This window comes from Sulfuricurvum sp. (assembly GCF_023229695.1).
Taxonomy (GTDB): domain Bacteria; phylum Campylobacterota; class Campylobacteria; order Campylobacterales; family Sulfurimonadaceae; genus Sulfuricurvum.
In genome coordinates this window covers 1-25,353 of the sequence record NZ_JALNYS010000014.1, presented here as the reverse complement: position 1 = coordinate 25,353, position 25,353 = coordinate 1, and the positions used below count along the sequence as shown (strand labels likewise).

Genomic DNA, 25,353 nt, shown 5'->3' with positions numbered 1-25,353 from the left:
ATTGTGAAAACCTCAAATTCTAAAGTTCGCCTCGACAAACTCCTCGGCTCCCTGGGGTATTGCGCGCGCCGCGAAGTCGCGGCACTCATCAAAGATGGCATAGTCACCCACACCGAAAATCTCCCTCTCAAACCCGACACCAAAGTGCTGCACGAAGAGATCCGCTTCAAGGGCGAGCCCCTCGATCCCCCCTCTGGGATGGTAATTTTGATGTACAAGCCCGCAGGGCTGGTCTGTAGCCATGATGAAGGAGAAGGGAGACTCGTCTACGACCTCCTCCCGCCACGATGGAGAATGCGCGATCCGAAAATATCGACCATAGGGCGGCTCGACAAGGACACCAGCGGATTATTGCTCCTCACCGACGACGGCGCACTGCTACACCGCCTCACCTCCCCCAAACATAAAGTGCCAAAAGTGTACGAAGCGACGTTGGATCGACCGCTAAACGGAGACGAAGCAGCAATATTTGCTTCGGGAACGTTGATGTTGCACGGTGAAAAAACCCCCTGCCTCCCTTCAAAGCTTACGATACTCGATGATACTCACGTGGCACTCGAAATCACCGAAGGGCGCTACCATCAGGTACGGCGGATGTTTGCGGCGGTGGGGAATCATGTCACCGCACTCCACCGTTCACACTTCGGAGATTTGAGACTGGGGGATTTAAAAGAGGGGGAGTATCAGATATTAACTCAAGAAGAGATACCTAACGAATCACCCATGCGCCTTCAACCCATCCGCAATCAACATCTTTAAATACGACTGATAGGGAATGTCGTTTTTGTTCGCTTGGATTTTGAGCGTTTCAATCATATCGATCGGCATACGGATCGAGATCGTTTTCGCGCTCTTTTGCAGCTTGGTAAGGCGAACCGGTTTGGCTTTATCCCAATCGATATATTCCGCCGAATCGTGTTCGTCCCAAAACTCGGCAATCTCTTCTTCGGTTTTTAGTTCAGGGATTTTTTTCATAATAACTTCTCTCCTTTACAATACATCATGTCAAGATGATGCAGCAATGAGATCCTTTCTCTTAGCTAATAGACCTCTTTGCGATGCGCCACACAGATAATCGTAATCAGCACCAGTTCGTTTTCGCGCAGATAAATCACCCGATAATCTCCGGCACGTTTACGGAATTTCCCTTTGTGTTTCCCTTTCAGGGCTTTGTCTCCGGTGAAGTTACCCGATTGCAGGTCTAAAATTTTTTTGGCAATCAGATTTTTTGCCTCATCGGCGAGTTTTAAAAACTCTTTTTGCGCCTCTTTTTCAAATGCGACTTTAAACATTGATTCCGGCTTGTTTAAATACCTCTTCGAGGGATACGACGTGTGATTTTCCGCTTTTGAGATTGTCGATCCGTTTGTCCGCCACCATCTCATCAAGCGTATCAAAATAGAGTTCTATCGCTTTTTCGATCAGTCCCGTACGTGTTTTGTCCAGCTCTGACGCATATTCGTCCAACGCTTCAATCATCTCTTTTTCGAGACGGATATTAATCGCCTGTTTCATCGGATTGCCTTGTTCTGTATTTGTAGATACAATTGTAGTGTTTTTGAATTAGCGTGTCAAGCAAAGAATGTAACTCAATCAACCAACACAATCCCCATCGATTCAAGTAAAAAGAGCGCCTCATAACGGTTGAATATCGCCCCCTTGAGATGGTTGGAGCGTATATCGATAGAGGTGTTAGAGGAGTCGGTAAAGTTGGCACCTTCGAGGTGGGTATTACCGAACAGCGCCCCTTTGAAATCGCTCAAGCTAAAGTCGGCTTTTTGAAAGCTCCCGTTGCGAAAATCAACCTCTTTGGCTCGGCATTCCCGCATCACCAATCCCTCTATATTCAGCCCGAAAAAATTGCTATCATTGAGAATACACTCACGAAAACGCAAAGGGTCGGCATTGAGAAGACTCTTCCAATCCGCCATCGTCCAATCGATCCCGATCATCTTGCACGAGACAAAATCGACATCGCTCATTTTGGTGTTGGTGAGCTTCATGAGGCTCAGATTGCAGTTTTCAAAACGGCATTCGGTAAATTTACAGAAGGAGAAAAAGGTCTCGCTGAAATCGCAGGAAACGAAGGTGCAGTCATCAAATTCGGCTTTGGTGATCTTTTTGCCATAGAGATCAACGTTCTCGAATTTTTCGGCGAATACGTCCATGTTATCGGTGATGGGGGTCATGGTATGAATTTAATTTCGTAAATCAATATAATCTCTCTTCATCTCTTATTTGTTCTCTATCTCTGTGATATTCAAAGCTTTTTTTCGCCCATTTTAAAAACTCTATCACATTTTTATTATTTTGATAATATTCTAACATTCTGTCAATATTAGAGATTTTTTTATTAGCTACAGGTACATATGAGCCAGTCCAACCTTCACTTCTTGATTTGATACTTGCATATAAATCTCTGTCATCAGAAAACTCAGTTAATAATTGAATAACGATTTCAGGCAAAGAATCCGTTTCAAAATCTATATTCAATGTATCAGCAATAATGTATTTGGCTTCTTTAAAAGAAGTAGATTTTAACCAATCTATTACATGATTTGAGTCAATAAATGAAAATATAGATTGTTCATATGTATCTGATAAATACCCTCCCTGCATAAAATGAGTAAAACTTCCATAAAGTGGATATTTTTGAGGTTTTAATTCTTCAAGTAAATCTCTAATATTTTTCCAAAAGTAATTTGAATTACTTTTTATTATTTTATATACTGGCTGAAAAGTTCTTTCGTCAAATTTACCCTTTCCTTTCAATTCTATTAAAATAAAATCCCACACCTTTGCTAGTAATGCTTCATTCAACTCAAAATTACTTGAAAAGTATTCATCAACTATCTCATTCAGATAGGTTATCATTCTACGCTTACCAATACAACCAAATAGATTATGCTCAATATAGTATTCTGTGTATTTTTTAATTAATTCCGTGTCTTTATTTGTATGAATATACTGCATACATAAATCAAAGCTATCGCATTTATCCTCTATTATGGTATTAATCTTATCAATAAAAATGATGAATTCACTTTTTTGAAGTTCTCTTAACCAAAATCCAAAGGTCAAGTTTTCCAATACTTCTGATTTTATTTCTTTATTTTCCAAAAGTCTGCATATGTAATTCATACTTATTTCTGTCGGTTTCGAATAATGTATAAAATCAAACATCAAACTTTTATCATTTAGTTTCGCGTAAATTTCTTTAAAAAGTTTTTCATAGTTGTCTTCAGTACCCATCTTACTATTAAAAATATAAGCCAAAACAAATCTATTACTTGAATTTTGTGTCAAAAGAGGAATAAGATTCAAAATATCTTCATACAGTTTAGACTCATCATCAATTTTTGCCACTTCTCTTCCGAGTTCAAAGAGGTTAGCAGTGTTTTTGTTCAATAAAACATCAAAATTTTTATTTTGCACAATATCTTGAGCAATAGTCTGGCAGTGATTTTCAAATACTTCTTCAGAATAATATCTATATTTTTCCGTGTTCAAAAACAATTCTCTTATCTCATCAATGCTTTCTGCTTTGGTATATTTGTCATATAAACTGCTGACACGATTTGTAATATCGTCTGATAATTTATCATCTTTGTCAAACTCAAGAAATATTGATAGGATTTCAAAAAAATGTGTCTTTAATTGAGTATGTTTATTAATTGATTGTTCTATAAAATCTAAAATCCAATTATTGATCTGAGAGTACCGTATTAGCATTCTAAATGAGTCAATTAAATCATTGATAATTTTCGATTGTATTACTTCAGATGACAGGTTATAAAAAACCTCTATCAACTCTTTTAATTTTTTAAAATAGAGATCAATCTCCTCTTGAGAAGTTGGACGATAATGCTCTGGAATATCTTCTGGGAAAGTCGAATGGTTTTTATGTGTTGCCATATAATTATGTTGAGGATACGCTCTTTTTAATGCGTTCAATAAAATAATTCTATCTTCATCAGATATATATTCTTGATATAGACTTTTTAATACTTCAAGTCTCTTTACAATGTTAACTTCTGTTCCTCCGAGAATCCATTGAAAAGATTCAATAAATATCCCTTTCGAATTATTACCCCATGACTCATTTTCAGCTCTTGCAAGTTTGAACAATATTTTTACACTTTCCAAATATGTATTTTGAAATGCAATCAGTTCTTCAAGCGAATGGACTAAATATCTTCTTCCATCATTTAGCTGCAACAAGTCATCTTTAGTTTTATCTCTGAGTAAATTATTTAAAATCTCTATAGAAAGCACTCGATCTTTTAGACATAACGAGTAAAATATTTTTGATCCAAATCCATCTTTTATTTCTTCATATGTAATTTTCGATAAAACTTGAAAAAGTAAATCCTTGTGTTGACGTGCGTCAAATGGAATACCTTGAAGTTTTTCAAAAAAACTATTCATCAAACCTTCATTATTTAGTTTTTGAAACAATTCATTAATAAATTCATAATCATTAATCTCTATAAATTGGTTAAATAGATGAATAGAAACAGGTCTTGGACTGATATATAAAAATCTTCCACCTTCTCTGATAATTCCTTTTTTTATAAAGTCTTTAATCGCGAGTGACGCTGATGCATGATTAATTCCTAAATGTTCAAAAATAATCTTTTTATAGGGCTGTAATTCAGCTTTATTTGGAAACATTTTAAATAATGCTATTACTTGAAGCAACTTAATGCTTTCTACATTATTTGCAGTTACTTTTTCTACAATACGGTCTAATAATCTTGCTTTTTCATTAGGGTCATTCGTATCCCCTTTTTCAATATCATAAGACTCAGCCATAAATTTTGCTAATCTTGGGTATCCTTCAGTAAAAAAAGCAATCTTTTTGGCTGTATCTTCAGGTAACCTAGAATTTATTTCTTGTATTAATTTGACTCTTTCTATTTCGCCTAATCCCTCTAATGTAATTCTTTTTTCGTCTTTACAATTAGTTTTATCTTGTTGTGACAAGACTTGATCTATGGTGATCACTATTAAATTTGAATATTGATTTAAACCTCGACATATTCTGACATGTGCTTCGTAGGGGCATTCATCTATAATGAAAATGAGTATTTCTCTATCTGTAGGAAGTTTTCTTAATAATATTTTCAAATCAGCAAAAATTGACTCCTCATAACTTTGAACATACAAAATATGCTTTTTATATTTATTATCATTCAGTGTTTCATAAATAAATCGAGTTTTACCAATTCCTGAGAAACCTTCTATACGAACAAATGATGAACTACCAACAGATAATGTTTTGTCTATTTCTTCTCTAATTTGAATTATTCCAGCATTTCTATTTGTGTCATGAATATATTCAACATTATCACTTGCTTGTTTTATTTCATATTCAAAAACATCAAATGATTCGAAAAATTTGTTATATAAAATGCTATCAATGACTCCTGATGTATGTTTAGTCTCATAAATCTTAACTAACGTTACCAAAATCAATATCGATATTCCTAATAATAGTGCCCACCAAGACCCATTTGTAAGTATCAACTCAACAAGATTCCAAAATATCTTATTCCAAATATCAATCGTTTGATCATTAAGTTTATTTTGAGTAATTTGTTCAATTTGATCACTTGAAATTAAAGCAGTAACTTGCCCAATAATAAAAATAATTAGCAGTGAAGCAACACTCCAATAGTTTTTTTGTAATTTAAAGAATTTAACTATTTCTATCAATTTTTTGAAAAATGGCTGTTCAAATAGTTTATTTAATACTTCATATATCTTCAAAATATTTCCTCTCTATCCTCAATTTCCCTCTTCAATGCCTCATTTTCCACCCTATCATAAATAAACATTACGGCAAGTTTTCCCGATAGAGGGTCAATATCCAAATTTGATCTTTTTCGAGTGTATAGATAATCGAATACCCCTGATAAACGAGTTTACGCGAACCGCTGATCAGTTCTTCCGAACTTCGCCCCGCATAGGGAAAAGCACTCAACGTAGACACGATAAATTCCCGAAGCCGTTGCAAGTACTCTCGTGTGAGTTTTTTGGACTTAGTCTGCTCATAGATGTATTGAGCGATCATCTCCAATCGATGATGTGCTTTGGGAGAGAAATCAATCCGCATATTTCGTGATTACACTATCAAATGCTTCATCAATACCCATGTATTCACCGCGTTCGATCTGCTCCATCGCCTCTTTGACCTCACGTTTGAGCTGTGAATGGGTGCGGTTGTATTCATCGAGTGACATAATGACAACACTCTTGTCGTTTTTAGTCGTGACAATCACCTCTTCGTTATTGTCACATACTTCATCGATGATTGTTTTGAGAGAGTTACGCGCGGTGGTGTAGTTTAATGCTAGCATGGGATTGCCTTTATGACAGCTTTCTGTCATTATAACACTTTTTTTTACAAACCAATATCATTCTCACCCTTCGACAGGTTCAGGGCGAACGGGATAAAAAATTATTTATAAATCCCTTCGTACTCTTTCGGAACTTTTGAGGTGATTTCGCCGTCTGGCATTTGAAAATAAGGAACTCCGTCTCGGCTATAGACATTCGGTACACCGTTAGCAAGGCTCCGTACTTGTGCCTCTTTGATCGCTTTTTTTCCGATTTTTAGGATCATGTCACGGAATTTATAATTTTCGATGGTCTTCATTGTAGTCCTCCCACAAAAGTATTGTAATACGGTTCATGCAGTACGGTAAGCTCACCATCGGCGAAGTTAGCAACCTCTTCGAACTCATCATCGGCGTTAAAAAATAAAAACCACCGGTCCGCCATCTCTTTATACTGTTCAAAAAACAGTTTTCTGTTTCGATAATATCGGCGGATGTATGTATAAGTATTCTATCTCAAATCTTATTTAAACACGATAGCTGTTTAGTATCCCCTTCACCTTTGATCAGTTCTTCCGAACTTCGTCCCGCATAGGAAAAAAAACTCCACGTGACTACGATAAACTCTCGTAAAGATTGCAAATACTCGCGTGTAAGCTCTTTTGACTTTGCTTGCTCATAGATATATTCAACGATCATCTCCAACCGCCTATCCCCTTTCGCTATAATCACGCCATGATAATCGTATATGACCATGAAAACTTTCTCATCACCCTCAAACCCGCAGGGGTCAATTTCCACTCCGAAGGCGAAGCGGGATTTGTCGTCCAAGTCAGCGAGCAAATGGGGATTCCCCTCTTTCCCGTCCACCGCCTCGATAAAATGACCTCGGGACTCGTCATCCTCGCCAAAAATTCCGAAACGGCGGCGCAGTTCGGGAAAATGTTTGAAAACCGCGAGATTGAAAAATACTACCTTGCGATCTCAATGCGTAAACCGAAGAAAAAAATGGGGTGGATCAAAGGGGATATGGCGAGTGCGCGGCGGGGGGATTATAAACTCCTTACGACGATGGAAAATCCGGCCATTACCCAGTTCGTCAGCTGTGCGCTGCGTACCCATGAGCGCTTTTTCCTCATCAAACCCCATACGGGCAAGACCCATCAGATCCGCGTCGCCTTAAAATCTCTCGGTTCTCCTATCGCGGGAGATGAACGCTACGCGGCATCCGAGGAAGCGCGTAAAGAGGAGCGGGGGTATCTGCACGCTTACGCATTGCGGTTTCGTCTGGGTGATGAAGCGTTTCGTTTTGTTTTACCCCCCGAAGAGGGGGAGCGGTTTGTAAGCGAGGAGTGTATAGCTCAACTCGTCCTCTGGAATAGACCGTGGGAACTGTTTTAACGGAGCCCTTTTAACAGCACCTCTATACTATACTCGTAAATCGCTTCCATATTATCGCTCATCATCAAATGTCCGTCGATCAAGAGCGATGCCAAACCGTGGATCGATGCCCACACCATGGCCGCCTGTACTATCGGATTTACTTTTGCAATGATCCCCTCTTCCTGAGCCTCCAGCAAAAGTCCGATGAGGGCATACAATCCCGTTGCCTGAGTCTCATCTTTATAGTCGCAAATCTCTTCGCGCTCTTGACGAAATTTTTCACCGAACAGCAATCGATACAGATTCGGATGCTCGATTGCAAAGTCGAGATAGGCCCTCCCCATCGTCTCGAACCGTTCCGCGACGCTGTGAGTACGATCTTGAAATATAGGGGTAAAAAGCAAATTGAGCTGTTCGTACCCTTTTTCGATCACCCCGAGTATCAGGGCCTCTTTGTTTGCAAAATGGCGATAAACTGCGGTTCGGGAGGTCCCAAGTCTTTGCGTCAAATCTCTCAAAGTAATCGCATCAAGCCCTTGCGCATCAATGATCTCCAACGCCGTTTGCAACAGAGCCTCTTTGAGATTTCCATGATGGTAGGGGGAAGTTCTTTTTTCTTTCATAATGACATTGTAACATGCTTACCGCAAAATCGGACACCTTATGTTGACATTGTCTACATTAAATGTTAACATTGTCAACATAAAACCTCCAAACCTATCCGTAAAGGGACATTTGATGAGACCTATCGTCCTCTTGCTTCTTGCGGCCCACTCTCTTATGTGTGCCGATCTTGCCTCCTTGCTTCCGGGTGCAAAAACCAATCTTCAGGTTGAATCGGTCCGACTCGAAACGCAAAAAACCAAAGAGCAGCTTGAACAGGCAAAAACCGCCTATTATCCGACGCTTAATGCCACAGCGATTTATCAAAAGAAAGACAGAGCGACCGCATTTGAGCCCAGAACCGTACAGGGGGTGGAGATAGGGACCAAAATCACCCTGTTTGACGGTTTACGCCGCGAATCGACGCTCGATGCGATCCACTCCGCGATTGACTCCGCCCAGCATACCCTCGGGCAAAAGGAACAGGATGTTTTACTGCAGACCATCCAAATGTATTACACCTATTTGAATGCCAAATCATCGTTGGATGCCATTCAAGACAAGCGAACCGAACTCTCCGCGCAAGTGGAGCGCTTTGGCATCCTGGTCAAAAACGATTTGGCAACCGCCGATATTCTCAAATCGCTCATCGCCTCCAAACTCCAGGCCGATTACGATGAGCAAAACCAAAAAATCGCACTCGAACGGAGCCGACGAAATCTCGAACTGATCAGCGGTACCTCCATCGATACACTGGAGTACAAAGAGCTGATAACTCCGAAGAGCGGGGAGATAGAGCGGCATGATCTAAAGGCCGATCACGCGATGATCGATACCCTCAAACATACCGAAGGGCTCTACACCTATCTTCCCAGCGTGAGCGTTCAGGGAAAACACAAAGAGTTCAATTACGCCGATTACGATACGATGGGGGGAGCCAATGTCCAGCCCCAACGGCAAAATGAGATTATCGCCTCTCTCTCCCTGACCCTCTTTGATATGGGGAGCATCTCGAAAGAGCGCGAACAAGCCCGCCTCACCACATTGAAAGCGCAAAAACTGCTCGAATACAAAAGCAAAAGCGTCCGCAACGAAGCCGCTATCGCGCAGATGACACTCGATGCCTCCCAAAGCGCCTACAATGCAGCCGTCGCCGAAGAAGAGGCACGCAGTGTCGCTTTCGGCTACATCAAAAAACGGTTCGAAGCGGGACTCGTCAATACAACCGCCTATCTCAGCGAACTCAGTGACCTCAGTGCCTCCCGTGCAAAAGTACAAACTGCCCGAAACGCCCTGCAACTTTCCAAAGCCCATCTCGCCTACACCTACGGAACCGATCTTATGACACTACTCGAGGAGAAAAAATGAAAATGATACTGCTATCGGCACTGAGTGCACTCAGCGTATGGGGGGATGTGTACGCCACCTTTGAATCCCAACCTTACCGAGAAGCCTCACTGGGGATGAACGCGTCGGGTATCGTGAAAACCGTCTCCGTACAAAACGGCGATCCGGTCAAAAAAGGCTCCCAATTGCTCGAACTCGACAGCACGGAAGAGCGGCTCTCCCTTCGGATGGCCAAAGCCGATCTGGATGCCCTCTCCAAAGAGTGTACTTTTTTGGGCGACCAATATGCGCGGTACGAAAAAAGTGCCCAGGTATTCGATAAAAACACCCTCGATAAACTCAAATCCGAACTGGAGACGAAACTCGCCCAGCGAGAGCGGGCCCGGTTATCGGTCGCCTATGCCGAACAAAAACTCTCCAAAATGCGTCTGATAACACCGTTTGCGGGGAGTATTTCCGAAAAAAATATCGAAATAGGAGATATGGTCTCCGCCATGGGGGGAGCCCCCCTTTTTAAATTGATCAGCAAGCAAACCAAACTGCTGATCCGGTACGATTCCAAATATGCTTCGGAAGTCAAAATCGGAAATCGTTTCTGTACCTCCATTGATGGGATAGCGACAGGTAAATGTTCGAAAATCACCAAAATATACCCCTCTATCAACGCTAAAAGCCGTCAAATGAGTGCTGAAGCGGACGGAGCAGGTCTGCGTCCCGGCACGTTCGGTGATGGCATGATCGTTACCAAATAGGGATTACCATGCATAAAATTGCCATCCTCCGTCCCATCACCACCCTTATGTTCGCCCTCGCCCTCATCTTTTTCGGGCTCGTCGAACGCGGCAGTATGCCATCTGCCCTCTATCCCAACGTCGATTTTCCGATCGTCATCGTCACCACCACCTATAAGGGAGCCAATGCCGATATCGTCGAAAGCAAGGTCAGCGACAAGATTGAAGAGGCGGTAAGCGGAATTTCGGGACTCGATACCCTCAGTTCAGACAGTTCCAAGGGGATCAGCGTTGTCGTCGCCCAGTTCAAACTCTCTAAAAACCTCGATGAAGCGGTCAATGACGTCCGGGATAAAGTCTCCAGTATCCAATTGCCCAATGAAGTCGACAAACCTTCCGTCGACAAATATTCGATCAACTCTTCCCCCGTCATTACCCTCTTTTTAGCAGGCGGCGACACCCAACGGGTCATGAAACATGCCGATGAAATGTTAAAACCCCGTTTACAGCGGATTGACGGGGTCGGCGGGGTAACGCTTGCCGGATTGCGCAAAAAACAGATCCGTATCACCCCGAACCCGGCACTTTTGGCCAAGTATTCCCTGACGTTGAGCGATCTGATCGGAATCATCCGTGCGCAAAATGTCCGGATGGATGGGGGAAAAACGATCGATCCGGCCCATGAGTACCAAATCCTCATTGACAACGACAGCAAAACCGTCGAAGCGCTCAGCGCACTGCAAATACGGGAAGGGTTGAGTTTGGGCGATGTGGCTACCCTAAGCGATACACTTGCCGAGGAGCGCAGTTTTGCCTCACTGGACGGAAAATCGGGCGTTCTTCTGATGGTTAAAAAAATGACGGGGGCAAATGAGATCGCGATTGCCGATGCGGTACGCTCACAGCTGGGCACCTTGCAGGCATTGGAGCCGACGATGACCCTCACCCCGTTGCAAGATGCTACCGGATACATCCGCGATACCCTCCACGGGGTTCAGTTCGACCTTGTTCTGGGATCCCTCCTCGCTTCGCTCGTTATCTTTTTGTTTTTACGCAACCTCACCCTCACCCTGATCGCCGCGCTCTCGCTCCCCGTATCCATTTTTGGGGTATTTGCGATCATGGGATGGAGCGGCCAAACCTTCAACCTCCTCACCCTCACCGCCCTCATTCTGGCGATCGGGATCATTATCGACGATGCGATCGTCGTCATCGAAAATATCTTTAAACGGCTCGAAGCGGGACGCGACCGCCTTAACGCCGCTATCGAGGGGGTGGGCGAAATCCTCTTCTCCATCGTCGCCATCTCCTCCATGCTGCTGGCGGTTTTTGTCCCGATTGCCAAAATGAGCGGGATCGTCGGACGCTTTTTTACCAGCTTCGGGGTGACGATTATCGCCGCTATCGTCGTCTCGTTTATCATCGCGGTTACCCTCATCCCGATGATCGCTTCACAGATCGCAAAAGGGGAACACAGCCGCTTTTATCACAAAACGGAACCTCTCTTCCTCGCCATGGAAGAGCTCTATCGCTCCCTCATCCACACCGTCCTTCGCTACAAAAAAACAACCCTCTTCGGGGCATTGGGGATATTTGTCGTCTCGATTATCCTCTCGGGGACACTGGGGATGGTATTCATGCCAAAAGAGGACAAAAGCCAGTTTGACATCACCCTAAAAGCCCCGGCCGGAACCAGTATCCATGGGATGAAACGGCTCTCCCTTGATGCGCAACGCCGCATCGGAAAAATGGCTGAAGTCGACTATTGCACCCTCTACGTCGGACGGGGAAATGATCAAAAAGCGAACGAAGCGGCACTCTACGTCCGGCTCAAACCGATTCATATGCGTACCCGCAGCCAAAGCGACGTCATGGAAGAGACCCGTTCGATATTAGAGAACCTCAAAGGGTTTACGATGAGCAGCGTTACCGAAGTCAACGACATCGGAGGCTACGAAATCAATACCCCCTATCAGGTGATCCTCAAAGCCCGGAGCGCCGACGAAGCGGAAGCTTCGGCCCTCAAGCTGATGAAACTGCTCAAAAGCATCGACGGAACGACGGATGTACAAAGCAACATTCAGCCTAAAGCACCGCAACTGAGTATCACCGTCCTCACCCAAAACGCCACACGCCTCGGGGTGAACGTCGATGAGATCGCCCACACGATCGCCAGCGGCTATTCGGGTGAGACTACGATCACCTTTATCCGGGAACGGGGGAAAGAGTACGATGTCATTATGCGTCTGGACGACACGAAACGTGAAAATATCGAAGCGCTCAATACCCTCGACGTCCGTACCTCATCAGGGGGAACCGTACCGCTATCGGCGGTCGTATCGATTACGACGGACCAGGCACCGACGACGATCAAACGGTTCGACCGCCTCAAAAAAGTGATTGTCGGAGCCGATATCACCAAAGCCCTTCCGCTGGATAAACTCGTCAAACTCGTCAATGAGCGCCAAAATGAGTGGCTGGACGACGGAGTCACCTTCGAACTTGACGGCGATGCCAAACACATGCAGGAGAGTAACGAAGCGTTCGGCGTAGCAATCGGCGCGGCGATCGTGATGATCTATCTCATTCTCGCCGCACTGTACGAATCTCCGCTTCAGCCCCTCATCATCATGAGCGCGTTGCCGCTGAGCTTTACGGGGGCATTTATCGGTTTGTGGGCGGCCGGGATGAATATGTCCCTCTTTAGCATGATGGGGCTGATGCTCCTGCTCGGACTGGTGGGGAAAAACTCCACCCTCGTCGTCGATGCCGCAAATCGCCTCCAAGAGGCGGGCAAACCGCTTGATGAAGCGATCGTCGAAGCGGGAATCTCCCGTCTGCGCCCGATCCTGATGACGACGATGGCGATGACGTTCGGGATGCTCCCTCTCGCCCTCTCGGTCGGGGAAGGCTCAGGAGTCAAGGGGCCGATGGGGGTCGCCGTCATCTGCGGACTGCTCCTCTCGACCCTCACCAGCCTCCTCGTCGTTCCGGCCCTCTACAAAGTCCTCGCACCGCTGGATGCGAAACTTCGTAAGCTCTATACGATCCAAAAAAGTGTAGAATAACGACACTTTTTACCGGGCCAAAAGGGTTAGAGATGGATGAACGTTTTTGAAAACTTTTACCTCCGAACCGATGAGCGTCATCCTCGCATGGGCAACCGAAACGCTCAAAACCTCCGACACCCTCTCTTTCGAAGTTCTCAATCCCGATTGTGCGCGGGGGTGCTATGCCGGAGAACTCATCGAAAAAGAAAATACCCCCTATCTTTACCGTAGCTACAAAGCATGGAGTGATTTAGGGGAAATCCTCTTGTGCCGGATGCTGACCCCAAAAATTGCCGCAGAGCATACCGTATACATCACTTACGAGAAACTCGATCTCAGCGACTCATTTCATCATAGTGATGCCAAAGAGGAGAAATACGGAACAGCCTCCCGATTTTCCGCAATTCATAAAAACGAAGAGCCCGCATTTTTAGCCCCTTATAGCCGCGCGCTGAGAAGCGTCAAGGCGGGTGAACGCAAGCGGATTTTAAATCTGGGGATCAATACGGGGGATGAGTTCGATCTGATCCGGACCCTCGTACCCGCTGAGACGTATCAACAAATCGAACTCATAGGGATCGACCACTCACAAAGTGCGATCGAAGCGGCAAGGGAACGGTTTAACGAAGGGAATGCAACATTTTATGTTCATGATATCAACAATCTTGCATCCCTGAATTTGGGACGCTTTGACCTCATCATCACGATCGGAACATTGCAGAGTCCGGGGATCGATTTCAAACCGCTCTTTATGCAACTCGTGCAGGAGTATCTGACGCCGGAGGGGGCGATGATACTCGGTTTTCCAAACTGCCGCTGGATGGGGGGGGAGATGGTTTACGGAGCCAAAGCGCCCAATTACCCCTACTCGGAGATGACGCTGCTGTACAAAGATGTTTATTATTGCAAAAAGTATCTTCAGCAAAAAAAATGTCGAGTTACTTTAACGGGAAAAGATTACGTTTTTTTAACGGCAACCAAAATAAATCAGTCCTCTTCTTCTCATTAACTGATGCCCCTACAACTTTATTCGATCCACGAATCTTCAACGTACTTGCGCTGTCCAAGCCGCTCTTTGAAGCGGTCCCCTTTCAGCTGATACACATCATCTTGCGTAATACAATAGATCTCATACTCGACGAGATTATGATTTTGCTTGATCACGACCTCTTTAATCCCGAGGGAAAGGGCAAACTTTCGGATGGCTACAATCACATCTTTCTCTTTTGCCGTAATTTTAACGACCAAATCCCCTTTGTACCCCGAATAGGTATAAACATCCTTGATATCAAGTTCTAGGGCAAATTGAAGAATTTTTTTTTGTTCCAATTGCATTAGCACTATCCTTTTCTAAAAAATAACCATTAAAATTTTCGTATAGTATAACATAAAAATATAGCCAAAAATTTAACACATTTGTCCTATTCCACCCTCTTTTACCCCTCAGGCGTCATTCGCGTCTGCGTAATCTCAACATCACCGCGTTCACTGTGCATACTGAGTTCTCCGTCGCTGATCGTGCATTGCAACCGCATGGAGCGTTCGCAGAGTTTCTCAATTCCCTCACTGTTCAAATGGATCACCGTGAGATTTTTAAACCGTGCAAACGATGCTCCGTATTGACGCCACCACGCGGTAGCACTTTTGGTATTGTAGGTGTAAACACGCACCCGTTCGCTTCTTCCGCACGCTTTGCGGAGCCGTTTCTCGTCCACCTGCCCCAGATCGATCCATAGCTCGATCTCGCCCCCGTAGTTTTTCTCCCACAAATCAGGTTCGTCTTCTCCCCCGATCCCTTTGGTGATGATTAACCGATCGGTTGCATTGAGTGCAAACGCCGCAAGGCGGATCATCAGCCTCTCATCCGTCTCGGAAGGGTGCTGAGCGATCGTGATCTCATGCGTTTCATAATAGTGCCGATCCGTATCGGAAATCGTGAGCTGCACTTTGTAGACCGTCGAACCTGCTGCCATCATTACTCCTTGTATCGTGTAACTATGCCACAATACCCCTTTTATATTGTTACTGATGTTACGCACTTTCCGGGCATAGCCCGGAAAGTGGCAGGGACTAAAGTCCCTACAACCCCCTGAAGCTACCCGCATCTTTCGGATGCGGGAGATTACTAATACCGTCTATCTTTAACTGTACATACGCATTTTGTCATCCCGTACTTGATACGGGATCCATTTCTTACATTGGATTTTGTGTCGTAGCACGGAATGACGAGAGTATGCCTAGTTAATAAAGTTTGGTATTAAAGGACCAGTTAAAGGAAGGTACTTAAAGTTAGCTATTAAGTTGAATTTCACTACAATAAACAACTTATTCAAGATGGGGAGTCTATGAAAGATATTTTTCGTAAAAAAGACATGTCCGGTGCACCCGGAGAGTTTCATCGCCGACTGGGGCTGATGGACGTTACATTTATCGGCGTCGGAGCGGTTATCGGAGCGGGTATTTTCGTCATTACCGGGCAAGCGGCTGCGACGATGGCGGGACCGGCGATCGTCCTGTCGTTTTTGCTCGGAGCCGTGATGATCGGGATTACCGCCCTCATCTATGCGGAGCTGAGTTCGGCCTTTCCGGTGGCGGGGAGTGCGTACAGCTTTACGTTCGCTTCGTTGGGGGAGGTGTTTGCCTGGTTTGTGGGGTGGAACCTCCTCCTCGAATACGGAGTGGCGACCGCCGCCGTCGCTACCGGGTGGTCGGGGTATCTGCGCCGTTTTCTCGAAAACAGCATGGGGATACATATGCCGCAGGCGCTCAGCGGGGCGTACAACCCCGCCAACGGCACCTACATCGACATCAGCGCGTTCGGGATCATCCTGGCGATTTTCCTCCTCTTGGCCATCGGGATCAAAGAGAGCGCACGGGTCAACACCGCGATTGTTTTCATCAAACTTGCCGTATTGGTCACGTTCGTCGTGGTCGGGCTGCCGCACGTCGATTTTAACAACCTTTCGAACTTCTTACCGTTCGGATGGGAAGGGGTCTGGCACGGTGCGGCGTTGATCATTTTCGCCTATCTGGGATTTGACGCGATCAGCACCGTCGCCGAAGAGACGAAAAACCCGACGAAAAACATCCCGATGGGGCTGATCCTCTCACTGGCCCTCTCGGTCGTCTTTTTCATCCTCGTGAGCTTCACCCTCACCGCGATCGTCCCCTATCAGGAACTAAACGTCCCCGATGCCCTCGCATTCGCCCTTTATAAAGTGAACGAACCGTTCGCCGCCAACATCATTGCGCTGGGGGCGGTCATCACGATCACGACCGTCATGCTGGTCATGGGGCTTGGGTTTACCCGTATTCTGTTCGCCCTCGCACGCGACGGCCTGCTCCCCAAAACGTTGAGTGAGATTCATCCGAAGTTCAACACCCCGTATAAGGCAACCCTGATCGGCGGGGCTCTTTTGAGTATTATGGCGGGGCTTATCCCCCTCAAAACGCTCGCCGAACTGGTCAATATCGGGACTTTGTTCGCCTATCTGATGGTTGCGGTCGCGATCATCGTGTTACGCCGTCAAAATACGATCAATCCCACGTTCAAGGTCCCTGCGTTCAAAATCCTGATGCCGCTTAATTTCATTCTGATCATTTTCATGATGGCGGGGCTGCCGTTTGATACGTGGCTACGGTTTATCGGATGGTCCCTGATCGGAATGGTGATTTATGCCTTTTACGGTACCAAAAGAGGAGCTGCCGCATGAGAAGTGCGCTCTCTACGGCACGAACCGTTCTAACCCTCCCCGTCATCGTCATCGCAATGGGGTATTTCGTCGATATCTACGATCTAATCCTTTTCGGAGTCGTCCGCGTCGCGAGTCTGACCGAACTCGGCCTAGAGGCTGATCAGATTACCTCGTGGGGGTCTATCATCCTCAACATGCAGATGGGGGGGATGCTCATCGGTGGGATCATCTGGGGGATGCTCGGGGATAAAAAAGGGCGCCTTTCGGTCCTGTTCGCCTCGATTATCCTCTATTCGGTCGCCAATTTTCTTAACGCCTTCGTCACCAACGTTGAGCAATATGCTCTCCTTCGTTTCATCGCCGGAATCGGTCTGGCCGGAGAACTGGGGGCGGGTGTGACCCTCGTCGCCGAAATCCTCCCCAAAGAGCTGCGCGGATACGGGATCATGACGATTGCAAGCTTCGGCGTACTGGGGGTCGTCGCGGCAAACCTTGTCGCCAAAGAATTCGACTGGCGCAACGCCTACATTATCGGCGGGATCCTCGGGTTCTCCCTTTTGGTACTACGGATGAAAGTACGCGAATCGGGGATGTTTGAGCATAATCTCAGCGAAGATATCAAGCGGGGAGATTTTCTCTCTTTGTTCTCCAACCGAAAACTTTTAAGCAAATATCTCAAAGCGATCGCGATCGGAATACCGCTGTGGTTTGTTGTCGGGGTTTTGGTGATGTTCTCGCCGGAATTCGGAAAAGCGTTGGAGATTACCGAACCGGTCACTGCGGGGCAGGCACTGATGTACTGCTACATCGGTCTGGCCATCGGTGACTTCGGAAGCGGTTATCTCTCCCAAAAACTGCGCAGCCGTAAAAAAGCGTTTGCCCTCTTTTTGTTCTTCTCCGTCCTTAGCGTCTTGTGGTTTTACACCCTGCACGGTGCCAGTGCCGATACGTTTTACTGGAGCTGCTTTGCTCTGGGTGTTTTTTGCGGCTACTGGGCGCTGTTTATCACGATGGCGGCGGAGCAGTTCGGGACCAATATCCGTGCCACCGTCGCTACGACCGCCCCCAATTTTGTTCGCGGTGCGGTCGTCCCTATTACCACATCATTTATCTTCCTGAAAGAGAGCTATGGGATACTTGGCGCGGGAGCAATCGTCGGCATCGTCTGTTTTGCACTGGGGATTGTGGCCCTCTACTATACCCATGAGACATTTCACAAAGATCTCGATTACATCGAAGCCTAACCATGCCCGATAGTATAGTAAAGGCGATATTTTTTCTCTTTCTGCTCGGATGGGTTGGAACCCAATCCCTCTATGCCGTTCCTGCCAACGAAGCGATTAACGCTTCGCTCAAGAGTTTGGAATCGACCGAAGAACTGGATCAGATTCGCCCCCTTTTTGATATAAAAGAGCGCTATCAAACAGGGTATACGACCTTATACAACCGCTATCAGATGACGCAGGAGGAGTACCGGAAAGTGGAAGAGAAGTTTGAAGCCGCAGGGATCCCCCTCTTCTTCGCACTGATCCCCTATTCCGAATCCAAATTCCAGCCCAATGCCCACGGGTACGGTACGGCGGGATTATGGCAATTGACCAAACAAAGTGCCCGAAATTTCGGTCTCACGGTACAAAAAAAGAGAGATGAGCGGCTCAATGCGGGGCGTTCTACCGACGCGATTATCCGATTGCTCTTAAGCTTGAAAAAAGAGTTCGGAACCTGGTATCTGGCCGATTTTGCCTATGCATCGGGGGAGGGGACCCTCCGTCGCCTGATTGAAAAAAATAAAACGACAAAACTCTCCGTTTTACTCAAAGATCCCCATTTCCCCTCCGGGGCAAAATCCCAATTTGCCAAAACCTTGCTCCTTGATGCCAAGATCCACTATACGAAAGAGGACCCTTCGCACGACTGATGTTTTGGGGGTTGTAGGGACATTCGTTAAAAAGTGCGAAAAGGTCAGTAATCTCCCGTATCCGAAAGATACGGGAAGCTTTAGGGGGGTAATTAAAGATTGATTTGAGCCATTCAAAGTTGCCTTTGGCTTCGTCATTCCCGACTTGATCGGGAATCCAGCTCTCTTATGGGGATGGATCCCCGGGTCAAGCCCGAGGATGACGGAAAACGAATCGAGTGCGTACCATAAGTAAAAAATTAAAACCGGTATCCGACTTTAACCTGAGCGCGGTAGTTGTCCAATGTTTCCGTCACACCCGGAGCGATATCGATAGCTTGGGTCCACTGCCATCGCATATCGGCACCCGCATAATACTTATGATCGATACTGTATTGCAGACCGGTCCCCGCCTGAACCGAAAAGGCAACGTCGCGTTTATAGGTATCGGAGAAAATCACCCCCCATCCCGGACCGAATCCCCAATCCAGACCGTTCCCCAGATCAATGATGTAATACGGGTTCAATTCAATACTCGTCAGATTGATTCCGTTTCCATTAAACTGATTGACCATAATTTGCTGCCGGAGGTTATCCCACGGCAAGGTAAATACCGGGCAGTCAAATGTGATCTCCGCACCGACCGTAGTCCCCTGCGCATCAATGTGCTTAAAATTCGTGTAGCCTAACGACACGCCTACCTGCGGTTTAGGGCAAAAACCGCCATCAAGTATAGGGAGCACCTTAAACTCTTTTGCATTCAATGCAGATCCAAGTAATAAAGATGCCATAAGGGCCGCTTTAGCGTATCCTGAAAATCTCATTCATTCTCCTGTTGTGGTAATTTAAGGGAACGAAGTATAACGTATAAACGGTTGTGAAGTGATAAAGAGGTGATAAAACGGAGATTTACACCCCGAAGGGGGAGAAATTAGGCGATATTAGTGTAGACGGCCTGAACGTCGTCGTCCTCTTCGAGTTTCTCGATCAACTTTTCGATATCGGCCATCTGCTCGTCACTAAATTCTACCGGAGAGTTTGCAATCCGTTCCAATGCGGCACTGTCGGGTGTAATCCCCATAGTTTCCAGTTCGGCGGACAATGCGCCAAATGCCGTATATTCACCGTAGACGCTGACTTCACCCTCTTCTTCTTCGATGCTTTCGATCCCGGCATCGATGAGGGCAAATTCAAGCTCTTCGAGATCCGTTGCCGGCTTAGGAAATCGAAATACCGCTTTGCGGCTGAACATAAACTCCAAAGAACCGTTGTTCAGGGTCTCTCCCTTGGCACGACCGAAAATCGTCCGTACATTCGAAATCGTCCGGGCATTGTTATCGGTGGCGCACTCGACAAAAACGAGTACGCCGTGAGGCCCTTTTCCTTCAATATTCATTTCAGCCAATGAAATGGCATCTTTGCCCGAAGCCCGTTTGATTGCCGCTTCAATATTGTCTTTTGGCATATTTTGCGCTTTTGCCGTCAGGATTGCAGTACGGAGTTTCGGGTTCATGTCGGGATCATCACCCCCCTCTTTGGCCGCCATCGTAATGATTTTGCCCAATTTCGGAAATACTCTCGACATATTTCCCCAACGCTTCATCTTTGCCGCTTTACGGTATTCAAACGCTCTTCCCATACGGTATGCTCCTGTGAATAATTAGCGGAATTATAGCCGTTTTAAGCGATTATGACAAACACTTCCCACTCAAATATCCTCTTTAGCGGATTATGTAATCCTGAATTAACAGGCCATTTTTTAAAGAATTGCTATACACTAATAGAGATAGTTTTAATTTTATTCATCAAGTGGTACGTATGGACATGTCAAATAGCCGATTGCCCCAGTTTTATCGCAGCCTCTGGCAGACAGTGGCTCTATTTACCGTTTTTTCCGTCACTTTTTTCCTCTATGTTCAATCGGAAAAAAAGATCGATGATGCCAATGAACTGCGTCTGCAATCGCACATGCTCATCAACGAATTGCGCCAAAGTTCCGATGATCTCACCCGAATGGCGCGCAGCTATGTCATCACCAAAAATCCCCTCTACAAACGTCATTTTGAAGAGATTCTTGCGATCCGTAATGGCACGGCTCCCCGTCCCGTCAATTATTATAAGGTATACTGGGATTTAATCGGCCCCAATGACCGGCGTCCCCGTCCTTATAGCTCCAAATCCATCCCGTTACTCGAACTGATACGCCAAAGCGGTTTTACAGCGGCAGAATATGCAAAACTCTCCGAATCCAAAAGATCATCCGATGCATTGGCCGATATTGAGTCTAGGGCAATCTCCCTCTGCGCATCCGATCGTGAGCTGGCCATTCGACTTTTATACAACGCTTCGTTTCATCACGCCAAAGCCGCCATCATGCAGCCGATCAGCGACGTTCATGATATGATGGATAAACGGACGCTGGAAAATGTGCACTGTGCCGAGAACACGGCGACCGGGATGCGGATCGTTTTTATCTTTTTCGGAATGTTTCTCCTCTTGCTGTTTTGGCGTACTTATCGGGCGCTGCATTTAACTCTGGGGGGATCTTTGAATCAGCTCTATACGCAGATTTCTCTCATCGGAAGCGGAAATTTCTCTTCGACGATATCGGTAGCCGAAGGGATGGGAAACAGTATTCTCGGATGGCTCTCAGCGACACAGATCAAACTCTCTCTTCTGGATGCCAAACGCAAAGAGGCCGAAAAAAACAATCTTCATACCGGTCAGCTCTATGCCGCACTCAGCCAGTGCAATGAGGCCATCATCCGCTCAAGAAACGCCGCAGAGTTGTTCCCTAAAATCTGTGAAAATGCCGTTACCCATAGCAATATGAAATTAGTCTGGATCGGGATAATCGATGAACAGACCCAAAGGCTCAACCCGGTCGCCTATTACGGTCAAGGAAGCGATTATATCAAATATTTGCACATCTCGATCGATTCGGACCACCCGAACGGAAACGGTCCAAGCGGCATTGTCTGTCGTGAGGATCATCCGTTTTGGTGTCAAAACTTTCAGTCCAATCCCCTTACAAAACCTTGGCATGAACGGAGTATCGAGTATGGGTTGAAAGCTTCGGCCGCACTGCCGCTGCACAAAAACGGCCGCATCATCGGGACCTTTAACCTCTATGCCGCTGAAGAAGACGCCTTCGATGAACTGACACGCAATCTCCTCCTTGAAATGACCGCCGATATCGATCATGCCCTCACCGTCTATGCGCACGAAGAGGCTCGCAAGAATGCGGAAGAGGGATTGAAAAATTCGTACAATCTCCTCATGAGCATCATCAATACGGCACCCGTTCGCATTTTTTGGAAAGATACCCATTTGAACTATTTAGGGTGCAACCAAATTTTTGCCAAAGATGCCGGAGAAGCTGCCCCCCAAAACATCATCGGTAAAAACGATACCCAATTGGTCTGGAAGGGACAAGCCGAACTCTATCAGGCCGATGATCGCCGCATCCTCGAATCGGGCCACCCCAAACTCTTCTTTGAAGAACCGCAAACGACACCGGACGGACAAACGATATGGCTGCGCACCTCCAAAGTCCCTTTTCGGAATGAAGCCAATGAGATTATCGGTATTTTAGGGGTATATGAAGATATCACGGCCCATAAAGAGGCAGAAAAACAGCTCTTCAAACTCTCGCAAGCGATCGAGCAAAGCTCAAATACCATTATTATTACCGATTATAAAGCCACTATTGAATACGTCAATGCCGCATTTGTCCAAACCACCGGATATACACAAGCCGAAGTCATCGGTAAAAATCCCCGTTTTCTCCAATCCGGAAATACCCCCTACGGTGCGTATGATACGATGTGGGCCCAGATCACCTGCGGCAATCGATGGCACGGTGAATTTCAAAATCGGCGTAAAGACGGAACCGAATACAGCTACTCGATCAATATCTCCCCCGTCTTTGACGATGATCATCAAATCACCCATTATATTGCTATCGAAGAGGACATCAGCGAAAAAAAAGAGTCGGAAAAAAATATCCATTATCTGGCGAATTTTGATCCCCTTACCGGATTGCCCAATCGTCGGCAACTGAGCGAACATTTTCAATTTACCCTAAAATCGGCAAAACGGCACCAAAATAATTTTGCCCTGATCTTTCTCGATCTGGATCATTTCAAAGAGATTAACGATTCTCTCGGGCACAGTTACGGAGACGTTCTGCTGATCGAGCTGGCCAAACGGATCCGGAGCATGCTGCGTGAAGAAGATACCCTTTCACGGTTGGGGGGAGATGAATTTATCTTATTGCTCCCCGATACCCATGCCGACGGAGCGGCTAATGTTGCACAAAAATTACTCGAATGTATCTCCCGCCCTTTTCATATCGAACAGCATGAACTGACCGTCACCGGCTCTTTGGGGATCGCCCTCTATCCTACCGACGGCACCGATATGGAAATCCTCTCCAAAAATGCCGATACGGCGATGTACCGTGCCAAAGAAGAGGGGCGCAATACCTACTCTTTCTTTACCAAAGAGATGCAAACCGTCTCGACCCGCAATCTACAGCTGAGCAATGCGCTCTATCATGCACTCGAACGGAACGAACTCTATCTGGTGTATCAACCGCAAATATCCCTTCATACCGGGCATATCGTCGGAGCAGAGGCGCTGCTGCGATGGGAACACCCGGAATTTGGAGTGATCTCTCCGGCCGAATTCATCCCGATTGCCGAAAACAACGGACTGATATTGCCGATAGGCGAATGGGTGATGCGCACGGCGGTACACCAGTTAAAAGAGTGGATCAACAGCGCAATCCCCCCTCTGATCATGGCCGTCAATCTCTCTGCCGTACAGTTTCGTCATACCAATCTTCCCAATCTCGTCACCCGGATCCTCGACGAAGCCGGCCTCCCCCCGGAATATCTGGAACTGGAACTCACCGAAGGGGTGGCCATGCATAACCCGCAAGCCGCCATCAATACAATGACCAATCTGCACGGACGGGGTATCCGAATGTCCATCGATGATTTCGGTACGGGATACTCTTCTTTAAGTTACCTCAAGCAATTCAAAATTTACAAGCTTAAAATCGATCAGTCGTTTGTCCGTGATATCAGTATCGATTCTGAGGACAAAGCGATTGTGGATGCGATTATCCATATGGCACACAGTCTTGGACTGCAAACCATTGCCGAGGGGGTAGAGACGGCAGAACAACTGCGTTACCTACGTGATCAGGGGTGTGACGAAGTACAGGGATATTACTACAGCAAACCGCTGCGAGCCGAAGAGTTTGAAACGATGTACCGAAACGAAGAGTACCTAGACGCCAATGTCTGGATTCCGTCCATTTAGGAACGGATCACCGAGATTAATCGTCAATATAAACGATATCACTCTGAATATTATTGAAAAGGAGAGAGCGGTTATCAACACGGTGCTGATACAAAAAGGTATGCGGTTTCATATTGCGCAAAACGGTCGTATTATAATAATAGGCATTGGAGCAGCGACCGATGAAAAGGAATGAAAACAGCAGTTTGATACGGGGGTTTTCGAACATCTCGTGCGGCTGCGCCAAAAAGGTCAACCCGAATTTTTTAAGATTGACCAGATCGAAAATATAGAACATAAAATCTTCAAATTTGGTATAAAACCCTTCCAAACTGGTAATTTCTTGCATGATATAGTAATAATTCTCCAACAGCTCCCTTTTTTGCATCATCTGCGAAAGCTTGCTTTTAATCTCCCGCTTGCTCGCAAAAAAGGTGGGGCTAACGGCCATATAGATGTTGTGGCGCTGTGCGATCGCCTCATCTAGAGCGATATTGAACGCATCGCTTTCGTCAAACCGTATATAGTGAAAATCGCTGCTGGTTTTGAATTTTTCTTCCACCTGATCCGGAGTCGGATCGGAAAAATCGAGATAAAGGGTAGAAATACCGTTCTCAATAACAAATTCACGGATTTTATTTGCCAGATGGGTTTTCCCTGAACCCGGTTCAGCCAGAATCAGCGTATTTTCCGTTAATACCCGCTCTTGGAGTTCAAGAGTAGCGATTGAGCTTTTAAATTTTCCAATTTTTTGTTTCATTATTTCATCCATAGGTAATTTTGATGTGGTTTCGGCAAGTATAACCTATATATGGACAAACTTTGTTTATATCCGATACCCCTTCTCGGCAAGCGTTCTGTATAACAAGCTGATGTTACGCACCTTGTCTCAACAAGTGCGAAAAGGTTAGTAATCTCCCGTATCCGAAAGATACGGGTAGCTTCAGGGGGGTGCAGGGGACAAATTGTCCCTGCCACTTTACGGGCTTTGCCCGG

25 protein-coding genes are annotated in these 25,353 nt (G+C 46.0%); 10 read left to right on the top strand and 15 right to left on the bottom strand.

What is annotated here, in order from left to right:
* The first annotated feature begins 3 nt into the window (after positions 1-3).
* On the top strand, positions 4-759 hold the full coding sequence (locus M0P91_RS10745; RefSeq protein WP_295067055.1) for a pseudouridine synthase: 756 nt from the start codon (positions 4-6) through the stop codon (positions 757-759).
* Here M0P91_RS10745 and M0P91_RS10740 read toward each other — a convergent pair.
* The 9 genes from M0P91_RS10740 to M0P91_RS10700 form a co-directional block, all read right to left on the bottom strand.
* Positions 718-975 (bottom strand): BrnA antitoxin family protein, encoded by a 258-nt coding sequence (locus M0P91_RS10740; protein ID WP_295067052.1) that lies wholly within the window; start codon positions 973-975, stop codon positions 718-720. The genes M0P91_RS10745 and M0P91_RS10740 overlap by 42 nt on opposite strands.
* Before the next feature lie 65 nt (positions 976-1,040).
* The gene (locus M0P91_RS10735) at positions 1,041-1,292 is read right to left on the bottom strand and encodes a type II toxin-antitoxin system RelE/ParE family toxin (protein WP_295067049.1); all 252 of its coding nucleotides are present in this window, start codon (positions 1,290-1,292) and stop codon (positions 1,041-1,043) included.
* Positions 1,285-1,515: a ribbon-helix-helix protein, CopG family gene (locus M0P91_RS10730; RefSeq protein ID WP_295067048.1), complete on the bottom strand. Its 231-nt coding sequence runs from the start codon at positions 1,513-1,515 to the stop codon at positions 1,285-1,287. Before M0P91_RS10730 ends, M0P91_RS10735 begins: the two co-directional genes overlap by 8 nt.
* Positions 1,516-1,589: 74 nt before the next feature.
* Positions 1,590-2,189 (bottom strand): pentapeptide repeat-containing protein, encoded by a 600-nt coding sequence (locus M0P91_RS10725; RefSeq protein ID WP_295067046.1) that lies wholly within the window; start codon positions 2,187-2,189, stop codon positions 1,590-1,592.
* A gap of 22 nt (positions 2,190-2,211) precedes the next feature.
* Positions 2,212-5,772 (bottom strand): hypothetical protein, encoded by a 3,561-nt coding sequence (locus tag M0P91_RS10720; RefSeq protein WP_295067045.1) that lies wholly within the window; start codon positions 5,770-5,772, stop codon positions 2,212-2,214.
* A gap of 67 nt (positions 5,773-5,839) precedes the next feature.
* Complete coding sequence (locus M0P91_RS10715) at positions 5,840-6,118, bottom strand: type II toxin-antitoxin system RelE/ParE family toxin (protein ID WP_295067042.1); 279 nt, start codon at positions 6,116-6,118, stop codon at positions 5,840-5,842.
* Positions 6,108-6,362 carry a type II toxin-antitoxin system Phd/YefM family antitoxin gene (locus M0P91_RS10710; protein WP_295067039.1) on the bottom strand — a complete coding sequence of 85 codons (255 nt, stop codon included), beginning with the start codon at positions 6,360-6,362 and terminating at the stop codon, positions 6,108-6,110. Before M0P91_RS10710 ends, M0P91_RS10715 begins: the two co-directional genes overlap by 11 nt.
* A 101-nt stretch (positions 6,363-6,463) precedes the next feature.
* Positions 6,464-6,661 carry a hypothetical protein gene (locus M0P91_RS10705; protein WP_295067036.1) on the bottom strand — a complete coding sequence of 66 codons (198 nt, stop codon included), beginning with the start codon at positions 6,659-6,661 and terminating at the stop codon, positions 6,464-6,466.
* Positions 6,658-6,786 (bottom strand): hypothetical protein, encoded by a 129-nt coding sequence (locus M0P91_RS10700; RefSeq protein ID WP_295067033.1) that lies wholly within the window; start codon positions 6,784-6,786, stop codon positions 6,658-6,660. The genes M0P91_RS10705 and M0P91_RS10700 overlap by 4 nt, the downstream gene beginning before the upstream one ends.
* Before the next feature lie 290 nt (positions 6,787-7,076).
* Between M0P91_RS10700 and M0P91_RS10695 the strand changes: the two genes are divergently transcribed.
* Complete coding sequence (locus M0P91_RS10695; protein ID WP_295067030.1) at positions 7,077-7,742, top strand: TIGR01621 family pseudouridine synthase; 666 nt, start codon at positions 7,077-7,079, stop codon at positions 7,740-7,742.
* Here M0P91_RS10695 and M0P91_RS10690 read toward each other — a convergent pair.
* The gene (locus M0P91_RS10690) at positions 7,739-8,347 is read right to left on the bottom strand and encodes a TetR/AcrR family transcriptional regulator (protein WP_295067028.1); all 609 of its coding nucleotides are present in this window, start codon (positions 8,345-8,347) and stop codon (positions 7,739-7,741) included. The genes M0P91_RS10695 and M0P91_RS10690 overlap by 4 nt on opposite strands.
* Positions 8,348-8,462: 115 nt before the next feature.
* Between M0P91_RS10690 and M0P91_RS10685 the strand changes: the two genes are divergently transcribed.
* Genes M0P91_RS10685 through M0P91_RS10670 form a run of 4 tightly spaced genes read left to right on the top strand, consistent with a single transcriptional unit; the run spans position 8,463 to position 14,464 of the window.
* Positions 8,463-9,695, top strand: a complete 1,233-nt coding sequence (locus M0P91_RS10685) for a TolC family protein (protein ID WP_295067025.1) — start codon at positions 8,463-8,465, stop codon at positions 9,693-9,695.
* Positions 9,692-10,426 (top strand): efflux RND transporter periplasmic adaptor subunit, encoded by a 735-nt coding sequence (locus M0P91_RS10680; protein WP_295067023.1) that lies wholly within the window; start codon positions 9,692-9,694, stop codon positions 10,424-10,426. Before M0P91_RS10685 ends, M0P91_RS10680 begins: the two co-directional genes overlap by 4 nt.
* Positions 10,427-10,434: 8 nt before the next feature.
* Complete coding sequence (locus tag M0P91_RS10675) at positions 10,435-13,473, top strand: efflux RND transporter permease subunit (protein ID WP_295067020.1); 3,039 nt, start codon at positions 10,435-10,437, stop codon at positions 13,471-13,473.
* A gap of 46 nt (positions 13,474-13,519) precedes the next feature.
* Complete coding sequence (locus M0P91_RS10670; protein ID WP_295067017.1) at positions 13,520-14,464, top strand: methyltransferase domain-containing protein; 945 nt, start codon at positions 13,520-13,522, stop codon at positions 14,462-14,464.
* 17 nt (positions 14,465-14,481) lie between these two features.
* Here the strand turns inward: M0P91_RS10670 and M0P91_RS10665 are convergent, their stop codons facing one another.
* Positions 14,482-14,790 (bottom strand): hypothetical protein, encoded by a 309-nt coding sequence (locus M0P91_RS10665; protein WP_295067015.1) that lies wholly within the window; start codon positions 14,788-14,790, stop codon positions 14,482-14,484.
* 101 nt (positions 14,791-14,891) lie between these two features.
* On the bottom strand, positions 14,892-15,428 hold the full coding sequence (locus tag M0P91_RS10660; RefSeq protein WP_295067013.1) for a YaeQ family protein: 537 nt from the start codon (positions 15,426-15,428) through the stop codon (positions 14,892-14,894).
* Positions 15,429-15,800: 372 nt separating this feature from the next.
* On the opposite strand from M0P91_RS10660, the gene M0P91_RS10655 reads away from it, so the two are divergent.
* From M0P91_RS10655 to M0P91_RS10645, 3 genes are read left to right on the top strand one after another with little or no spacing between them, the layout of a single operon-like run.
* Entirely contained in the window at positions 15,801-17,168 is a 1,368-nt protein-coding gene (locus tag M0P91_RS10655; protein WP_295067010.1) for an amino acid permease, read from the top strand.
* On the top strand, positions 17,165-18,394 hold the full coding sequence (locus tag M0P91_RS10650) for an MFS transporter (protein ID WP_295067007.1): 1,230 nt from the start codon (positions 17,165-17,167) through the stop codon (positions 18,392-18,394). Before M0P91_RS10655 ends, M0P91_RS10650 begins: the two co-directional genes overlap by 4 nt.
* A 2-nt stretch (positions 18,395-18,396) precedes the next feature.
* Positions 18,397-19,068, top strand: a complete 672-nt coding sequence (locus M0P91_RS10645; protein ID WP_295067005.1) for a transglycosylase SLT domain-containing protein — start codon at positions 18,397-18,399, stop codon at positions 19,066-19,068.
* Positions 19,069-19,307: 239 nt separating this feature from the next.
* Here M0P91_RS10645 and M0P91_RS10640 read toward each other — a convergent pair whose 3' ends face one another.
* A complete protein-coding gene (locus tag M0P91_RS10640; RefSeq protein ID WP_295067003.1) occupies positions 19,308-19,871 on the bottom strand; it encodes an outer membrane beta-barrel protein in 564 nt (187 codons plus the stop codon).
* A 107-nt stretch (positions 19,872-19,978) separates the two neighbouring features.
* Positions 19,979-20,686, bottom strand: coding sequence for a YebC/PmpR family DNA-binding transcriptional regulator (locus M0P91_RS10635; protein ID WP_295067000.1), 708 nt, complete (start codon positions 20,684-20,686; stop codon positions 19,979-19,981).
* Positions 20,687-20,865: 179 nt separating this feature from the next.
* Here M0P91_RS10635 and M0P91_RS10630 point away from each other — a divergent pair, with 179 nt between their 5' ends.
* Positions 20,866-24,378 (top strand): EAL domain-containing protein, encoded by a 3,513-nt coding sequence (locus M0P91_RS10630; RefSeq protein ID WP_295066997.1) that lies wholly within the window; start codon positions 20,866-20,868, stop codon positions 24,376-24,378.
* 16 nt (positions 24,379-24,394) lie between these two features.
* Here the strand turns inward: M0P91_RS10630 and M0P91_RS10625 are convergent, their stop codons facing one another.
* Positions 24,395-25,117 (bottom strand): ATP-binding protein, encoded by a 723-nt coding sequence (locus tag M0P91_RS10625; RefSeq protein WP_295066995.1) that lies wholly within the window; start codon positions 25,115-25,117, stop codon positions 24,395-24,397.
* Positions 25,118-25,353: the final 236 nt, after the last annotated feature.

Excerpts from the sequence above, each read along its gene's own strand:
- M0P91_RS10655 (WP_295067010.1), top strand. The coding sequence starts at position 15,801 with ATGAAAGATATTTTTCGTAAAAAAGACATGTCCGGTGCACCCGGAGAG.
- M0P91_RS10645 (WP_295067005.1), top strand. The coding sequence starts at position 18,397 with ATGCCCGATAGTATAGTAAAGGCGATATTTTTTCTCTTTCTGCTCGGA.
- M0P91_RS10740 (WP_295067052.1), bottom strand. The coding sequence starts at position 975 with ATGAAAAAAATCCCTGAACTAAAAACCGAAGAAGAGATTGCCGAGTTT.
- M0P91_RS10665 (WP_295067015.1), bottom strand. The coding sequence starts at position 14,790 with ATGCAATTGGAACAAAAAAAAATTCTTCAATTTGCCCTAGAACTTGAT.
- M0P91_RS10705 (WP_295067036.1), bottom strand. The coding sequence starts at position 6,661 with ATGAAGACCATCGAAAATTATAAATTCCGTGACATGATCCTAAAAATC.
- M0P91_RS10650 (WP_295067007.1), top strand. The coding sequence starts at position 17,165 with ATGAGAAGTGCGCTCTCTACGGCACGAACCGTTCTAACCCTCCCCGTC.
- M0P91_RS10680 (WP_295067023.1), top strand. The coding sequence starts at position 9,692 with ATGAAAATGATACTGCTATCGGCACTGAGTGCACTCAGCGTATGGGGG.
- M0P91_RS10690 (WP_295067028.1), bottom strand. The coding sequence starts at position 8,347 with ATGAAAGAAAAAAGAACTTCCCCCTACCATCATGGAAATCTCAAAGAG.
- M0P91_RS10725 (WP_295067046.1), bottom strand. The coding sequence starts at position 2,189 with ATGACCCCCATCACCGATAACATGGACGTATTCGCCGAAAAATTCGAG.
- M0P91_RS10735 (WP_295067049.1), bottom strand. The coding sequence starts at position 1,292 with ATGTTTAAAGTCGCATTTGAAAAAGAGGCGCAAAAAGAGTTTTTAAAA.
- M0P91_RS10675 (WP_295067020.1), top strand. The coding sequence starts at position 10,435 with ATGCATAAAATTGCCATCCTCCGTCCCATCACCACCCTTATGTTCGCC.
- M0P91_RS10685 (WP_295067025.1), top strand. The coding sequence starts at position 8,463 with ATGAGACCTATCGTCCTCTTGCTTCTTGCGGCCCACTCTCTTATGTGT.
- M0P91_RS10695 (WP_295067030.1), top strand. The coding sequence starts at position 7,077 with ATGATAATCGTATATGACCATGAAAACTTTCTCATCACCCTCAAACCC.
- M0P91_RS10710 (WP_295067039.1), bottom strand. The coding sequence starts at position 6,362 with ATGCTAGCATTAAACTACACCACCGCGCGTAACTCTCTCAAAACAATC.
- M0P91_RS10730 (WP_295067048.1), bottom strand. The coding sequence starts at position 1,515 with ATGAAACAGGCGATTAATATCCGTCTCGAAAAAGAGATGATTGAAGCG.
- M0P91_RS10635 (WP_295067000.1), bottom strand. The coding sequence starts at position 20,686 with ATGGGAAGAGCGTTTGAATACCGTAAAGCGGCAAAGATGAAGCGTTGG.
- M0P91_RS10630 (WP_295066997.1), top strand. The coding sequence starts at position 20,866 with ATGGACATGTCAAATAGCCGATTGCCCCAGTTTTATCGCAGCCTCTGG.
- M0P91_RS10625 (WP_295066995.1), bottom strand. The coding sequence starts at position 25,117 with ATGAAACAAAAAATTGGAAAATTTAAAAGCTCAATCGCTACTCTTGAA.
- M0P91_RS10700 (WP_295067033.1), bottom strand. The coding sequence starts at position 6,786 with ATGGCGGACCGGTGGTTTTTATTTTTTAACGCCGATGATGAGTTCGAA.
- M0P91_RS10640 (WP_295067003.1), bottom strand. The coding sequence starts at position 19,871 with ATGAGATTTTCAGGATACGCTAAAGCGGCCCTTATGGCATCTTTATTA.
- M0P91_RS10660 (WP_295067013.1), bottom strand. The coding sequence starts at position 15,428 with ATGGCAGCAGGTTCGACGGTCTACAAAGTGCAGCTCACGATTTCCGAT.
- M0P91_RS10715 (WP_295067042.1), bottom strand. The coding sequence starts at position 6,118 with ATGCGGATTGATTTCTCTCCCAAAGCACATCATCGATTGGAGATGATC.